This is a genomic window from Paenibacillus sp. FSL R5-0810 (assembly GCF_038002285.1).
In the GTDB taxonomy this organism is placed as follows: Bacteria; Bacillota; Bacilli; order Paenibacillales; family Paenibacillaceae; genus Paenibacillus_AQ; species Paenibacillus_AQ lactis.
Genome location: NZ_JBBOCF010000001.1, coordinates 6,221,837 through 6,236,548 on the forward strand (window position 1 = coordinate 6,221,837; position 14,712 = coordinate 6,236,548).

Consider the following 14,712-nt stretch of genomic DNA (forward strand, 5'->3'; position numbering starts at 1 on the left):
GGAGAAGCATACGTGAGAGGGTTTAGGCCGGATAAACGCAAACAAGATGAGGGAGATGCCGGCAGTCAGTTTAATCTGCGAGTCAACCTGTTCTTTTTTAGCACGTTTATTATTTTCTGTGTCATCATTATACGTCTGGCGATTCTTCAATTCGTGGAAGGGCCTGAGCTTAAGGAAATGGAGACCGGGGGTCAGATCAAAAACTTCCCGCTCCAGCCGATCCGTGGAAGCATCCTTGATGCATCGGGCACGCCGATAGCCTACTCAACACCTTCCCAGGCGCTGTATCTTACGCTGATGAAAGATTACAGCAACTCCGACCGCGGCAAGAAGAATCGGCCGGAAATCGAGAAGCTGGCGCAAGAGATGGTGGATGTCTTCAACCGGTACGGCGATCCCAAAGCCGAGAAGATGACCGTGGAAGATGTCATCAAAGCGATGGATCTGAACTTTAACAAGCAGCCGGGGTATGAGCCGCGGCGAATTAAAGCCAACCTATCCTCGAAAGAAGTCGCCTATTTCATGGAGCATAAATCCCAGTATCCGGGCGTCGAGATCGTGGAGGAAAGCGAGCGAAAGTACAGCGAGGACCGAATTGCGGTACAGACGATCGGGTATTTAAGGGAGTTTAAAGGCCAGAAGGATTTGGATAAGTACAAAGCCATTGATCAGAAGAACAAAACCCAGAAGGACCCGGGTCTGATCTATTCGGAGCAGGAAAAGGTCGGTGTCGACGGGCTTGAAATGATGTTTCAAGATGAGCTGCGCGGGAAGAACGGCTATATCAATATTCCGATCAGCCCGCAAAATATGGCCAACGGCGTGCCGACTATGGTCCCGCCGCAAAAAGGCTATAATATCCACTCGACCATCCATAAAGACATTCAGCTCGCCGCACAGCAGGCGATTGTCGACCAGCTGAAATGGCTTCACACCAATCCTGTGTCGGGTAAGCTGCATACGAATGCCAAGACGGGATATGCGGTAGCCATGGAAGTGGACACGGGGAATATTGTTGCCATGGCCAGCATTCCGGATTATGATCCGAATGTATGGGAGACCGGAACGGATGATTGGGATTCGGTCATGAGTCATTACCGCAACGGAACCATATGGCCATACAGCTCAGGACGTTCCGGCAACAATCTGGAGTCGACCGTCCTGCTCGGCTCCACGATCAAGCCGCTGAGCGTATTGATCGGACTGAATGAGCATTTATTTGGCCCGAACGACTATTATCCGGACCAAGGGGCGGCGTACTTCGGTAAGGATAACTCGAGGGTCTACAACTCCGGGAGAAAGGCGAATGGATCAATCAATGCGCGAAAAGCTCTTGAGAAATCCTCCAACGCCTTCATGGTCGATTGGGTCGGGGAGAAGCTGTTCAACAAGTACGGCTCCAAAGCCGTCGAAGTTTGGGACGGATACATGAAGAAATTCGGGCTGGGCGTATCCACTGAATCCGGCCTGCCGAACGAGCATAAAGGCATTATCGAGTATACGAACATCGAGCAGGCGGGCAGTTATCTGGCAGCGATGGCTTACGCTTCCTTCGGCCAGTCCGGGAAGTACACGACGCTTCAATTAGCGCAATACGCAACCATGCTTGCAAATCAAGGAGCCCGTATTAAACCTCAGCTTGCCAGCAAAATCGTGGACCAGAACGGCAAGGTGGTCAAGAAATTCGGACGTGAAGTGCTGAATCAGGAGAAATTTCCGCAGCAGTACTGGAATGAAGTGATTCAAGGGATGAATACCCAGAATCTTCGGGCGTTTGAGGATTTTCCGTATGATTTTGCCCGTAAAACCGGTACGTCCGAGCAGGAGATTTATAAAAACGGACGTCGTGACATCGTAGACAATGGCGTGTTTATCGCCTTCGCTCCTCGGCAAAATCCGAAGCTGGCGGTTGCCGTCGTCATTCCGGAAGGCGGCTTCGGTTCCCAAAGTGCGGCTCCGGTGGCACGTAAGATCTTCGATGCATACGATGAAATCTACGGCCTCGACGGCACGCCGCATCCGAAGAACAAGGATGAGCAGGAAGGCAACGGAGAATAGGCATAACGAAAAAGAAGGCAGCTTTCAAGCTATAAGGGCTTGGCTGCCTTCTTTCTGTTTATCAAGGGAATTGAAATCAACCGGCAGTTGTATAACATTTTACGTATTTGAACTAACTTCCGTTGATTGGTTCAACTTATAGATATAGCTATACGTGGGCATCAGGGGCCTTATCTGCGACGAGATTCAAAACGATGCCGAATTCAAGCAGCGCCTTTAGCCCGCATAGCACCATCGTATATCCTCCCATCGAATCGATCGCTTGAAGGGTGACGTCCGCATCCGTCCCTTCGAATCCGGAATGGATAATCGTCACGAAGGTGCCTTCCTCGCTTCGAGGCACGAACTGCCATTCCGTCGTCGTGCCGTCCGACGATTGGATAACAATCCGGCGGTTGGTCTCCAGCTCTTTGACGAGGATCGTATCGGATACGCCGTACATTTCCCAGTCCCAACGAATTTCTTTACCGGCTTCCAGCTTGCCGGTGGATCGGGTGAACCAGAACTTGGTCGTGATATCCGGATCGACAAAGGCTTCAAAGACCTCGGAAACCGGTTTGCGGATCAGCATTTCGGCTTGAACGGTAACAGTAGAACTCTGGGGTGATTTCATGGGACACGCTCCTTATTCAGTAATAGAGTTTCCAATAGGTTAGCACATTATAGCGGACTTGACTTCTTATCCCTTGCTCATTTGTCCGAGCGTTTGGTTTTGAGCCCGTACCTTTTGTGGTAAAATGTCGTTATGCTTATCGTGTGACTAGATTAGGAGGCTTAAACAATGAATCGTAAGTACCGATTGCTGGCTTTAGATATGGATGGCACGCTGCTTCAGGACGATCATGAAGTATCGCCGGAGACCGTCCGTTGGATCAAGGAAGCGGTTCGGCAAGGCATCCATGTCTGCCTGTCCACCGGACGGCCGTTTCAGGATGCATACCCGTATGCGAAGCAGCTCGAGCTGACCACCCCGATGGTAACGGTCAATGGCAGTGAGGTGTGGCGTGCTCCGTATGAGCTGTATCGGCGTTCTCTGCTGGACAGCAAGCTCGTTGCCGAGATGCATGAGCTAGCCGTTGAAACCGGAGCCTGGTTCTGGGCGTATTCTGTAGAGAGATTGTATACCCGGGAGAGCTGGTGCGAGGATGTTGAGAATCAGGAGTGGCTGAAATTCGGCTATACGTCGGAAGACGATGAGGTTCGCCATCGCATCCTGATGCAGCTTCAGGATATGGGGGGACTGGAAATCACCAACTCCTCACCGGTGAATCTGGAGATCAATCCGCAGGGCGTCAACAAGGCGACAGGGATCAAGCAGGTATGCGAACTGCTCGGTCTTGACATGTCCCAGGTTGTGGCCGTTGGCGACAGCTTGAACGATCTGGCCGTCATCCAGCAAGCGGGGCTTGGCGTCGCCATGGGCAATGCCCAGCAGACGGTGAAGGATGAGGCTGATCTTGTCGTGGCCAGCAACAATGAGAACGGGATTGTGGAAGTGATCAGGGATCATATTTTGATCGAAGGGTGATTAACGGATGGACGTATTAGGCTGGATTATTGTGATCGCACTGTTCATCATCGGGATGGCCGGAGCGATTTATCCGATTTTGCCGGGGGTTATCGCCATTTATTTGGCATTGTTCGTATACGGCTGGTTCTTTACGTTCGCCCATTACGACGCATGGTTCTGGACCATTCAGACGATCATTTTGGTCGTGCTGTTCATAGCCGATTATGCAGTCAACGCATGGGGCGTGAAGAAGCTTGGCGGCTCGAAGGCCTCGATATGGGGGAGCACGATCGGCCTGATCATCGGCCCGTTCGTCATTCCGGCATTCGGTCTGATCATCGGCCCGTTTATCGGCGCCTTTATCGGGGAGCTGCTGGCGGGATCGGGAGCGGGCAAGTCGATGAAGGTCGGGCTCGGTTCGGTGCTCGGCTTGTTCAGCAGCATCGTGGTGAAGGTCGTATTGCAGCTTGCGATGATCATTGTGTTTTTCGTTTGGGTGTTTTAAGCAGGCGCGAGGGTGCTTAGCAGGCGCTATCGGAGGAGAAAGAAGGTAAGGAATTGTCTAAGAAGGAATCATTCATAAAAGGCACGATCATCCTGGCCGTGGCGGCGCTGGTCGCCCGCGTGCTGGGACTTGTACAGCGGGTGCCGCTGGAGCACATGCTAAACGATGTGGGGGATGCTTCCTTCACGATTGCCAACAATGTGTATTTGATGCTGTTGACCGTCGCTACGGCCGGTATTCCGAGCACGCTCAGCAAAATGGTTTCCGAGCGGCATGCGCTGAATAAGCCGGCCGAGGCTCAGCGCGTCTACCAAGCGGCGCTCATCTTCGCCGGAGCGGCGGGCGTTGTCATGACGCTGCTGCTGTATTTCGGAGCGCCGTATTACGCGACCCATGTCGCGGAGGTGCCGGAATCAGCCGCAGCCATCCAGGCGCTGGCCCCGGCGCTGCTGCTGTTCCCCGCCATCGCCATGATGCGGGGGTATTTCCAGGGCCGCAACAATATGTCGGCCGGCGGGATTTCCCAAATCGTCGAGCAGATTGCAAGAGTGCTGACGGCCATCGGTCTAGCTTATGTGCTGCTGCGGTTGGGGTATGACGATACTTGGGTAGCGGCCGGAGCTTCCTTCGGCGGCGTGCTCGGCAGCATCGGCGCTTTCGCGGTCATGCTGTACTTCGCCTCGAAGCTCCGCCGCAGCGACCGGGAGCAGAAGCTGCCCCCGGCAGACCGTTCGATTCCGCTCGGCGGCATCTACAAGGATATTTTCAAGTTATCGATTCCGATCGTGCTGTCCTCTCTGGCGGTCCCGGCGGTCAACTTCATTGACGGATCCATCGTCAAACCGCTCCTGACCGGGGAGATCGGAGCGGCGCAGGCGACCGAGGCGCTCGCCGTACTGGGTACACGGGCGCAGAGCGTGGCGGGCATCCCGCCGATACTGGCCATTGCCCTCAGCACATCGCTGATTCCGATCATTTCGGCGGCGTTTGCCAGACGTGACCAAGAGCATCTGGAGCGGCAAGTAACGCTTGCCATGCGGATCGGGATTCTGACCGGCATGCCGGTGGTTATCGCGCTGGGTGTTGCGGCCTATTCGGTGAACGGTCTTCTGTTCAGCTCGCTGGGCGGGAGCGGAATCATCGCATTTTTGACGTTCGGCACCATTTTCCAGATTACGATGATGACGACGAACTCGATATTGCTCGGCATCGGAAAGGCCAAGCTGTCCATGATTCACGTGATGATCGGCATTGTCGTCAAGCTGGCGGCCAGCTTCCTTCTGGCTCCCTTGTTCGGAATCTACGGCATCATTGGGAGTACGGCGCTGTGCTTCCTGGTCATCACGCTGCTTAACATCCGGTCGATTAAATCGATCGTATCGTTCTCGATACTGGGAAGTCGCTGGCTGGGATTCCTATGCACCGTCGTAGCGGCAGCGGGAATCGGCTACGGCTTGAACCAAGCGGGCATCCAACTGGTTGAGGTGATCCCGGCACGATTGGCATTCCTGTTCACGTGCATCATCGTAGGCATTGCCGTCGTCGTGATTTATCTCGTGCTGCTCGTCGTGTTCGGCGTCATTCGCCAGTCCGAGCTAGGCAATTATCCGCGTCCGCTGCAGAAGGTCTTCCGACCTCTGATGAGATTGGCGCCTTCACGGATGCGTGAGCGGGGATAACTTTGCGGTAGGCGCTTTGCGTCTATATAATCGATAGTGGAAAATGTATTTGCAGAAGGACTGTTCTGATCCAAGGGATCGAGAGCAGTCCTTTTTTCAACTATCCATGCTTTGGTTGGTTCTCATGAGCGACATCGTGGGCCATGGCCGTCTTCTCAAGCTGGGCCCGGTGCGCGTGGGTCATATCGAACAGCAGCGGCCGGACCGGTTCACGGAATAGCCGAAGCTTGGCGGAGCTGCGATACCAATCATACCGCGGGATCGGGCCGGAGGGCGTATCCTGCCACACGGATTCCAGCTCGGGGCTGTACAGGCGTTTCCCTGAAGGGAGCCACTCGGATTCCAACAGCACGCTGCTTTCCTTGCCGTTGTTAATGGCCGCCTGCTTGTCCGCGGTGAAGAGCGCCGGCCAGTATTCGGAGCGCGATCCCCGGTGCGGGGTGGACCGGGCGAAAGCGAGCGCACGACGGTGCACCTCCTCGTATCCGAAGAGCAGCCCGTAGAGCGATTTACCTGCTTTGATCCGAGCCGTCAGGCTGTCGAATTTGGGAAGGGTGAGCCCCGCAAGCGGCCGAAGCGGGAGCTTATTGCCTGCATCGGAAGGGGCTACGCCCCTGGTAAGGGCTGCTTCTTGCCCAAGGGGAAACAAAATTTGATTGAATCTCGCGAGCTCATGCAAACGAAAATACGGATGCTTCAGAACCCGGGACCGAAAATACGGGTCCTGGGCAACCCGGCCTTCAATGTAATTCTGTTCATTTAGGATGAGGGCAACGGCGAGCATAGCGCCGTGATCGGGTTCCCGCCAGAAATGCTGCCAGAAGGGGAGCATGAAGGCCGAGACATGAAAGCATGGCAGGAGATGAAACAGCGGCTCGCCCAGCTTCCGGCTGTGCATGTACAGCAGCAGCTGGGGGTAGGCGTCCTGAAAGATCAAGGCGTTGCATCGTTCTAGAAAACGGTACAGATTCACTTGAAATTCGGAATCCGTTAGATCCGACAGCAAGCCTCCTTGCAGGTCGCTCATGTTCCAGCCGGCATTTCGGGAGACCATATGGGCAAGAAAGGCCCAATGCAGCTCCGGAAAGGCTTCATAGCAGCTAAGGTAGGCCTGCGTGCGCGAGATGTTGCTCCGATTGGCATCCATGACGGTGCTTTGAATGGATTCCACTATTTCTTGTTCCCTGGCATTAAATCCGTCTACGGAATTCACGGCCCGAATAAAGGGCAAGCTCATGGCGGGTGGGCTCGCGTTCATTTTTATTTCCTTGTGATGCCTGCGGGCGATACGCTTTAGCTCGGACCGGAGGCTTCGCGCTGCGACCGCATCCCAGCTCCAGTCCTTCCGGCCATCCCGGAGCTTGGAGGATATTTCCCAGGAGGTCACCCGTCCAGTCAAGGCTTCGACTGCGGCTTCCGCCAATGTGGACACCCATCTGCGTATGGATCCGGACCACGCCTGTTTGTCTTTTTCGCCTTGCTGCATCCCGTTCTCACCTGCCGTTAGTCGCTTGGTCATCTTGGCGATTGCTCTATCTTGGTATTGTCAGTATGTCACGAATATTTGACTTCCACTCCACATTTTGATTCACTAAAGTTGAACCATTTCGACGAAAAGGGGAGATCATCCATGGACAAAATCACTTCGGAAGCCGAATTTCAGGTTGCTATCCAGTCTCCGCGCTTGACTGTCGCAGTATTCAAAGCAGACTGGTGCGGTGATTGCAAGTTTATCGATCCATTCATGCCGGATGTTGAGCAGAAATTCTCGAACCAGCTGACCCTGGTAGAAGTTGACGTCGATGCTGTCGGCGATGTAAGCCAGCAGCAGAACATCCTCGGTATCCCTAGCTTCGTCGCCTATGCCGACGGACGGGAACTTGTCCGCTTCGTCAACAAATTCCGCAAATCCCGCGAGGAAATCGAAGATTTCCTGCAGCGTGCGGTGGATGTGTACGAAACGATTCATAAGTGAGCATAACGGGAATGATGCACAACGCACCGTCGCCTATGGATGATCCCTTGGCGGCGGTGTTGTTTTTGGCAATAAGCTTCTCCTAATTTTGAACATTTTGTCACAATCGTTAAAGTGACCGTCGCGGCATAATCAGGTATAATGAAATTTAGACTGCAATAAGGAATCCGCTATTGATGGCGGATTGTTAAGAATATAGGCAGCAGGTGAGATTAGTGAATGATAAACAATTAAAATGGCTGAGTTACATAACATGCGCAGTCATGTTCTTCGCCACCTTCGGGGGCATGGTCGTTACCAAGACCGACTCCGGGCTTGGCTGTGGACAAGAGTGGCCGCTGTGTAACGGAAAGTTTATTCCCGCTTACACCGTCTCCTCCTTGATCGAATACTCGCACCGCGCTGTCAGCGGGATGGCCGGCTTGGCCGCCCTGGCTTCCTTGATCGCATTTTGGAGATACAAGCGTGACCGCAAGGATCTGATGGCTTATGTGGTCATGACATCGGTGTTCGTGATTGTACAAGCGATTATGGGAGCGCTCGCAGTCGTCAAGCCTCAGTCGGCGGCCGTGATGGCGCTGCATTTCGGCTTCTCGCTCATCGCATTCGCTAGCTCGGTTATGCTTGCGCTGGGCATGCGGAGGGTAGAGAAGGCGAAGATGCCGCTTGGATCGGAGCGGCTGCCCCGGGTCAGCGATGGTTTTCGCCGACTCGTCTGGGGGGCGACGATTTATACGTATATCGTGGTATATATCGGAGCATTCGTAAGCCACACCGACTCGAGAGAGGGGTGCTCCGGCTGGCCGCTCTGCAACGGGGAAGTGATTCCGGAGCTCGGCGGCGGCGTGGGCATTGCCTTCATGCACCGGGTGGCGGCTCTTCTGCTGCTCATCGTAGTAGCCGTAATGGGACATTTCGCTTATTGGCGAAACCGGGACAACCGCGAAGTTCAGATGCTCGGGGTTTCGGCAACGGTGCTGTGCTTGCTGCAGATTTTCAGCGGCGCCATCATCATGGCCACGATGCACAATGACGAAGTATATGTATTCTCCGCGCTTGGTCATACCCTTCTGATCTCTGCGCTATTCGGCGTGCTCAGTTATTTGAGCGTGAGGGTATGGCAGCTAAGAGAATCGGCACCGGTCGAGCAGCAGGGCGAATTGGAGCTGCGCGGGGAGAAGATCGGCTAATTCCCGTCACTACAGTATGCAACATGGAACATTTTAATATTTGTGCAGGCGAAGTCCCCGAAGCGAAACATGCTCGAGGACTTTGTTGTACCCGAAGGAGTGGAGCACTTGATTTACCAGAATCTACGCCAATGGCTTGAAACGCTTCGCAAGGAAAATGATCTTGCTGTCATTGAAGCACCGGTGGATCCGTATCTGGAACTGGCTGAAATTCACCGGCGCGTGATCGAAGAGGGAGGACCTGCCCTGCTGTTTACCAATGTGAAAGGGACGCCTTTTCCAGTGGCAACGAATCTGTTCGGAACCGCGCGCCGGGTCGACATGGCATTCGGTCCGCGCCCGGAGCAGCTGATGAAATCGATCATCGGGGCAACCGATAAGCTGCTGCCGCCTACGTTTTCCGCGCTGTGGAATGAACGCGGGCTGTTTAAGGATATTTTAAAGGTAGGGATGAAATCCGTGCCTCAGCAAGAAGCGCCGGTGATGGGCGTCAAGGTGACGGAGAATCCGCTCAAGCAGCTACCGCGGTTGACCAGCTGGCAGGAGGACGGCGGACCGTTCATCACGCTGCCGCTCGTCTATACCGAGAGCCCATCGAAGCCGAAGGATCATAATCTGGGCATGTACCGGATTCAAATTTATGATGACTCGACCACCGGAATCCATTGGCAGATTCATAAGGGAGGCGGCTTTCACTACTTCGAGGCAGAGCAGCAGAATCAGCCGCTGCCGGTGTCCGTCTTTGTCGGCGGCCCACCTGCGCTGATTGCCTCCGCTATCGCACCGGTGCCGGAGCATCTGCCGGAGCTGCTGCTGGCTTCCCTGATTATGGGCGGCAAGCTGCCGATGACAGACAACCCGCTTGGCGGACACCGCATTCCGGCAGAGGCGGAATTCGCGATCAGCGGAATCGTGCCGCCGCATGAACGCCGCCTGGAGGGTCCTTTCGGCGATCACTACGGCTATTATTCCCTTGCGCATGACTTCCCGGTGCTTCATGTGAAGAATATGTGGCACCGCAAGGACGCTATTTATCCGGCAACGATCGTCGGAAAGCCGCGGCAAGAGGACTACTACCTGGGCGAGTTTTTGCAGCGCCTGCTGTCCCCGGCCTTCCCGATGGTGATGCCGTCGGTCCGCTCGCTATGGACCTATGCGGAAACCGGGTTCCATGCACTGACGGCAGCGGTCGTTCGGGAGAGCTATTCCCGTGAGGCGCTCGTCTCCGCGTTCCGGATTCTGGGCGAGGGTCAGCTGTCGCTCACCAAAATGCTGATGCTGACGAACCGGCCGCTGGACCTGTCGGATTTCAACGAGACGCTAGAAGCGGTGCTGGAACGATTTAATCCGGCAACGGATTTATTCATATTTAATAAAACCTCGCATGATACGCTGGATTATACGGGGCAGAAGCTGAATCACGGCAGCAAGGCCGTGCTGATGGGGATCGGGGAGCCGATCCGCGAGCTTCCGCGAAGCTATGATGAGGGGGATATTCCGGGAATTTCCCAGGCGGTCGCATATTGCGGCGGTTGCCTTGTCGTATCCGGGGCATCCTATGAGAGAGAACCTGAGCTGGCCCAGCGCGTCATGGAGTTCATGCATGCCCGCAGCACGAAATGGCCGCTGGTGATCGTCGTGGATGATGCCAAGTCGACGTCCGCCACGCAAACTTCGTTCTTGTGGACGGTATTTACCCGCTTTAATCCCGCAACGGATATCTTCGCCGCCAGCGAGATCGAGCATCATCATCTGTCGTATAAGCTTCCGCTGGTCATTGATGCCCGCATGAAGCCCGGATACCCGGATGAGCTGTTCCCGCGGGAGGATATCGTAAAGACGGTGGATGCCCGCTGGAACGAATATTTCGGCAAATGACCAGTCCATCCTAGAGGGAATCAGGGACATTTTGACGTAGGAGGTGCGGCCAATGCTTCGTTTGTTGCTTGGGGAACAACCGCGGCAGAATAACGGGCTGCTTGAAGAAGCGATTGAATCGATGGTCAAGACGAGCCAGCTGCTGAAGAAGGAAATGGAAAAAAATGAAGACCCGACGCATGACTTTCGCAAGCTTGAAATATGGACGCGCGGTTTGATCGTATCGCTCGATGAGCTGGAGCAGAGCTGGAATGCAGCGAAGCATTTCAGCCGGTCGGTCAACTCGGGATATGTGGATGACATGTCGATTGAGGAGCAAGGGGAATACCGGCGCTATGTTTATTTCTATAAGAACGGATTTATTCGGGTATTCTCAATCCTGGACAAGCTGGGGACAGTGCTGAACGATCTGTACGATCTCAACACCTCGAAGGTGAAGGAGCATTTCTCCTACTTCACCGTGCTTCGCCAGTTCAAGTTCCTGAAGGCGCACGGCGAGCTGTCCGCAGAGCTGGAGGCCATCAAGGAGCGCTATAAAACGCCGATGAACAAGCTGCGGAAACGGCGCAACACCGAGATTCATTACATGAATTCGGAAATGCAGGACGACCTGTGGCAGCGCCATCAGGGATTGTCGGAGCGAATCGAGCTGGAGGATATCGGGCAGCATTTGGACGAGCTGGAGCAAGGGCTTGAGATGGTGTGCCAAAGCCTGAGAGCATCCTACCGGTATACGAACCAAATGTGGGCGAAGAACGGGATCCGGGCTTGATAGAGCCGACCATGAAATTCCTTTTGACAAAAGGGCGAAAAAAAACTATACTAACAATTGCATTCATGAATATGATTTGAAAAACACATCAATATAACGAAAAAATTTCATATCGAGTTTTCTTATCGAGAGAGGCGGAGGGACAGGCCCGATGAAGCCCGGCAACCGGCTCCAGCGTTGATTGCAAGTGCAATGAACGCAAATGGAGTGACATGGTGCTAATTCCTTCAAAGCAGCGCGACGTAAAGGCTGCTTTGACAGATGAGAAAAGGCGTCGACTTTATGTAAAGAGAGCCCTTTTTGATTCTGCAAAAAGTGGCTCTTTTCTTTTGCGGGTAAATAGATATGAAACGTTAGCACGAAAAAAGGGGGATCACGGTTTGATTGAACTGAAGCAATTGACGAAGCAGTACGGAAAAGCCGGCCGAACGACCACAGCATTATCCGGATTGAATTTGTCGATTGAAAAAGGAGAAATATTCGGTGTCATCGGACATTCCGGGGCAGGCAAGAGCACGCTCATCCGCTGCATGAATTTGCTGGAACGTCCGACGTCCGGCGAGGTGTGGGTAGGCGGCGTCAACCTGACGAGCCTCGGAAAGAAGCAGCTGCAGGCGGAGCGGCGGAAGATCGGCATGATCTTTCAGCATTTCAATCTGCTGTCCTCGGCAACGGTCTATGACAACATCGCCTTTCCGCTTCGTCTGATCAAGACTTCGAAGGCGGACATCGAGCGCAAGGTAGGCGAGCTGCTGAATTTGGTCGGTCTTGCGGAGCATCGGGACAAGTACCCGTCCCAGCTGTCGGGCGGCCAGAAGCAGCGGGTAGGAATCGCCAGGGCGCTTGCAAGCGACCCGGAGGTGCTGCTCTGCGACGAGGCTACCTCGGCCTTGGACCCTCAGACGACGGATTCGATCCTGCGGCTGCTGCTGGATATTAACAAGAAGTTTAACCTGACGATTGTGCTGATCACGCATGAGATGCATGTCATTCAGAGCATTTGCGACAGAGTGGCGGTCATTCACCAAGGCGGCATTGTAGAACAGGGTCCGGTGACGGAAGTGTTCCTGAAGCCGAAGCATGAGGTTACGCGGGAGTTCATCCGTCAGGAGATGGACAACGGCGATGCATTGCGATTGGCGCTTCAAGGAAAAGACGGGGGTTCCTCGCAGGCGGTGCAGATCACGTTCCTCGGGTCGAAGACGTACGAGTCGATCTTGTCGCATACGGTCCATGAGACCGGGGTTAACTTTGCGATCCTGCAAGGGACTATCTCAACGATCAAGGAAACGCCATACGGGCAGCTGATCGTACGGTTTGAAGGCAGCAAGGGCGCGATTGAAGACACGATCCGCAGACTGCTGGATCAAGGATTAGACGTGGAGGTGATTCATTGATGCTCGGACTGGATTTTTCTCAGGTGGATTGGAATGAGATTGGCACGGCCACGCTGGATACGCTGCGCATGCTGGGCGCTTCGGCCTTGTTCAGCTTCATCATCGGCCTCCCGATCGGGGTGCTTCTGTATATGGCTGCCAGATCAACGTCAGGCTTCGTTCGCTTCGGCTATTCCATCCTGTCGTTCATCGTGAACATTCTGCGGTCGGTTCCATTCATCATTCTGATCGTAGCCATGATTCCGATTACGAAGTCGATCGTCGGGGTATCGTACGGCGTGCTCGGGACCATTCCTCCGCTTGTCGTCGGAGCGGCTCCGTTCTTCGCGAGACTTGTGGAGACGGCGCTGAACGAAGTGGATAAAGGCGTCATCGAAGCCGCCCACGCCATGGGCTCATCGACCAGCCAGATCGTGTGGAGAGTGCTGCTGCCGGAAGCCCGCCCGGGCTTGCTGGCAGGCATGACGATCACGATCGTGACACTCGTATCGTATACCGCGATGTCCGGCCAGGTTGGCGGCGGCGGTTTGGGGGATTTGGCGATCAAGTACGGTTACTACCGTTATGAGACGGAGATTATGATTTTGGCCGTTGTCTTGATGATTGTGCTGGTGCAGCTCCTGCAGATGGCGGGAGACCGGCTGGTGCGTCATTTTACAAGAAAATAACGGATTGCTGGAGCAACAAGGAAGACATCATATAGATAAACTATTTTCGGAGGGAGAGTTTTAGGATGAAAAAATGGGTATTGGCATTCATTAGTCTGACTTTGGTCGCGGTGCTGGCTGCTTGCGGCAGCAAGCCTGCGGATAACGCATCGGAGCCTGCGGATACAAACGGCGCTGCGGGACAAGAGAAGGTAACCATTAAGGTGGGGGCTTCGCCGGCACCGCATGCAAAGATTCTTGAGCATATCAAACCTGCGCTCGAAAAAGAAGGCGTGAATCTGGAAATTGTCGAATTCACCGATTATGTGCTGCCGAATACGAAGGTAGATTCCAAGGAGATCGACGCGAACTTCTTCCAGCATAAGCCGTATCTCGATAACGAGATCAAGGAACGCGGATTGAAGCTGGAATCTGTTATTGCTGTTCACGTTGAGCCGCTGGGCGCTTATTCCAGAACGATCAAGTCGGTCGACGAGCTGAAGGACGGCGCCGTGGTCGCCATTCCGAACGATCCGTCCAACGCGGGCCGTGCGCTGACCCTGCTGTCCAAGAACGGCGTTATCAAGCTGGCGGACGAAACCAAGCTGGAAGCGACCGCGAAGGATATTACGGAAAATCCGAAAAACTTGGAGTTCAAAGAAGTGGAAGCTGCCATGCTGCCTCGCATGCTGGATGAGCTTGATCTTGCTGTCATCAACACGAACTATGCATTGGAAGCCGGCCTTGACCCAACGAAGGACGCGCTGTTTATCGAAGACAAGGATAACCCTTACGCGAACCTGCTGGTAGCTCGCCCGGACAACAAGGATTCGGAAGCTATCCAGAAGCTGGCGAAGGCGCTGACTTCGGAAGATGTGAAGACATTTATTGAACAGGAATACAAAGGAGCCGTTATCCCGGCATTCTAATGTGCAGATGTAGGCAGGATGCCTACGGAAGCGGATCCGGCCCGGATTATGGTTAGACCGGTTAACTCCGGACAGAAGGATCTACTGAATACAACGAACTTTTCGTATGAAAGGGGCATCCCGACCATGCTGCGGCTTGTGCAGCTAATCGGGAGCTCCTTTCTTTTCTTTT

At 54.2% G+C, this 14,712-nt stretch carries 13 protein-coding genes and 1 riboswitch; of the genes, 11 read left to right on the forward strand and 2 right to left on the reverse strand.

Translation table 11 applies throughout. The features are described 5' to 3' along the window. Positions 1–12: 12 nt before the first annotated feature. Complete coding sequence (locus tag MKX76_RS27790; protein ID WP_213616272.1) at positions 13–2,058, forward strand: peptidoglycan D,D-transpeptidase FtsI family protein; 2,046 nt, start codon at positions 13–15, stop codon at positions 2,056–2,058. A gap of 148 nt (positions 2,059–2,206) precedes the next feature. Here MKX76_RS27790 and MKX76_RS27795 read toward each other — a convergent pair whose 3' ends face one another. Continuing rightward, positions 2,207–2,671: an SRPBCC family protein gene (locus MKX76_RS27795; protein ID WP_341034939.1), complete on the reverse strand. Its 465-nt coding sequence runs from the start codon at positions 2,669–2,671 to the stop codon at positions 2,207–2,209. Between the two features lie 168 nt (positions 2,672–2,839). Between MKX76_RS27795 and MKX76_RS27800 the strand changes: the two genes are divergently transcribed. Genes MKX76_RS27800 through MKX76_RS27810 form a run of 3 tightly spaced genes read left to right on the forward strand, consistent with a single transcriptional unit; the run spans position 2,840 to position 5,752 of the window. Then, the gene (locus tag MKX76_RS27800; protein ID WP_007131974.1) at positions 2,840–3,586 is read left to right on the forward strand and encodes a Cof-type HAD-IIB family hydrolase; all 747 of its coding nucleotides are present in this window, start codon (positions 2,840–2,842) and stop codon (positions 3,584–3,586) included. 7 nt (positions 3,587–3,593) lie between these two features. Next, positions 3,594–4,073, forward strand: a complete 480-nt coding sequence (locus tag MKX76_RS27805) for a DUF456 domain-containing protein (protein WP_341034940.1) — start codon at positions 3,594–3,596, stop codon at positions 4,071–4,073. Between the two features lie 53 nt (positions 4,074–4,126). Next, positions 4,127–5,752, forward strand: coding sequence for a putative polysaccharide biosynthesis protein (locus MKX76_RS27810; protein ID WP_341034941.1), 1,626 nt, complete (start codon positions 4,127–4,129; stop codon positions 5,750–5,752). A 100-nt stretch (positions 5,753–5,852) separates the two neighbouring features. Here the strand turns inward: MKX76_RS27810 and MKX76_RS27815 are convergent, their stop codons facing one another. After that, entirely contained in the window at positions 5,853–7,271 is a 1,419-nt protein-coding gene (locus tag MKX76_RS27815; protein WP_028404791.1) for a DUF2515 family protein, read from the reverse strand. Positions 7,272–7,382: 111 nt separating this feature from the next. Here MKX76_RS27815 and MKX76_RS27820 point away from each other — a divergent pair, with 111 nt between their 5' ends. The 7 genes from MKX76_RS27820 to MKX76_RS27850 all read left to right on the forward strand — a co-directional run bounded on the left by MKX76_RS27820 (position 7,383) and on the right by MKX76_RS27850 (position 14,540). Further along, entirely contained in the window at positions 7,383–7,727 is a 345-nt protein-coding gene (locus tag MKX76_RS27820) for a thioredoxin family protein (RefSeq protein ID WP_007131978.1), read from the forward strand. A 215-nt stretch (positions 7,728–7,942) separates the two neighbouring features. Next, positions 7,943–8,917, forward strand: coding sequence for a COX15/CtaA family protein (locus tag MKX76_RS27825; protein WP_341034942.1), 975 nt, complete (start codon positions 7,943–7,945; stop codon positions 8,915–8,917). A 108-nt stretch (positions 8,918–9,025) separates the two neighbouring features. Then, positions 9,026–10,795 (forward strand): UbiD family decarboxylase, encoded by a 1,770-nt coding sequence (locus MKX76_RS27830; protein ID WP_341034943.1) that lies wholly within the window; start codon positions 9,026–9,028, stop codon positions 10,793–10,795. A gap of 52 nt (positions 10,796–10,847) precedes the next feature. Beyond that, positions 10,848–11,567 (forward strand): Cthe_2314 family HEPN domain-containing protein, encoded by a 720-nt coding sequence (locus tag MKX76_RS27835; RefSeq protein ID WP_341034944.1) that lies wholly within the window; start codon positions 10,848–10,850, stop codon positions 11,565–11,567. 119 nt (positions 11,568–11,686) lie between these two features. Further along, positions 11,687–11,835: riboswitch (SAM riboswitch) on the forward strand. Positions 11,836–11,947: 112 nt separating this feature from the next. Then, positions 11,948–12,964 carry a methionine ABC transporter ATP-binding protein gene (locus tag MKX76_RS27840; RefSeq protein WP_341034945.1) on the forward strand — a complete coding sequence of 339 codons (1,017 nt, stop codon included), beginning with the start codon at positions 11,948–11,950 and terminating at the stop codon, positions 12,962–12,964. Continuing rightward, positions 12,964–13,632, forward strand: a complete 669-nt coding sequence (locus MKX76_RS27845) for a methionine ABC transporter permease (RefSeq protein WP_210094593.1) — start codon at positions 12,964–12,966, stop codon at positions 13,630–13,632. Before MKX76_RS27840 ends, MKX76_RS27845 begins: the two co-directional genes overlap by 1 nt. Before the next feature lie 65 nt (positions 13,633–13,697). Beyond that, positions 13,698–14,540 carry a MetQ/NlpA family ABC transporter substrate-binding protein gene (locus MKX76_RS27850; protein WP_007131984.1) on the forward strand — a complete coding sequence of 281 codons (843 nt, stop codon included), beginning with the start codon at positions 13,698–13,700 and terminating at the stop codon, positions 14,538–14,540. The last annotated feature ends 172 nt before the right edge of the window (positions 14,541–14,712 follow it).

What these genes read in the sequence shown, in the direction of transcription:
- MKX76_RS27795 (WP_341034939.1), bottom strand. Translation starts at nt 2,671, where the DNA reads ATGAAATCACCCCAGAGTTCTACTGTTACCGTTCAAGCCGAAATGCTG.
- MKX76_RS27800 (WP_007131974.1), top strand. Translation starts at nt 2,840, where the DNA reads ATGAATCGTAAGTACCGATTGCTGGCTTTAGATATGGATGGCACGCTG.
- MKX76_RS27805 (WP_341034940.1), top strand. Translation starts at nt 3,594, where the DNA reads ATGGACGTATTAGGCTGGATTATTGTGATCGCACTGTTCATCATCGGG.
- MKX76_RS27815 (WP_028404791.1), bottom strand. Translation starts at nt 7,271, where the DNA reads ATGACCAAGCGACTAACGGCAGGTGAGAACGGGATGCAGCAAGGCGAA.
- MKX76_RS27820 (WP_007131978.1), top strand. Translation starts at nt 7,383, where the DNA reads ATGGACAAAATCACTTCGGAAGCCGAATTTCAGGTTGCTATCCAGTCT.
- MKX76_RS27835 (WP_341034944.1), top strand. Translation starts at nt 10,848, where the DNA reads ATGCTTCGTTTGTTGCTTGGGGAACAACCGCGGCAGAATAACGGGCTG.
- MKX76_RS27845 (WP_210094593.1), top strand. Translation starts at nt 12,964, where the DNA reads ATGCTCGGACTGGATTTTTCTCAGGTGGATTGGAATGAGATTGGCACG.
- MKX76_RS27850 (WP_007131984.1), top strand. Translation starts at nt 13,698, where the DNA reads ATGAAAAAATGGGTATTGGCATTCATTAGTCTGACTTTGGTCGCGGTG.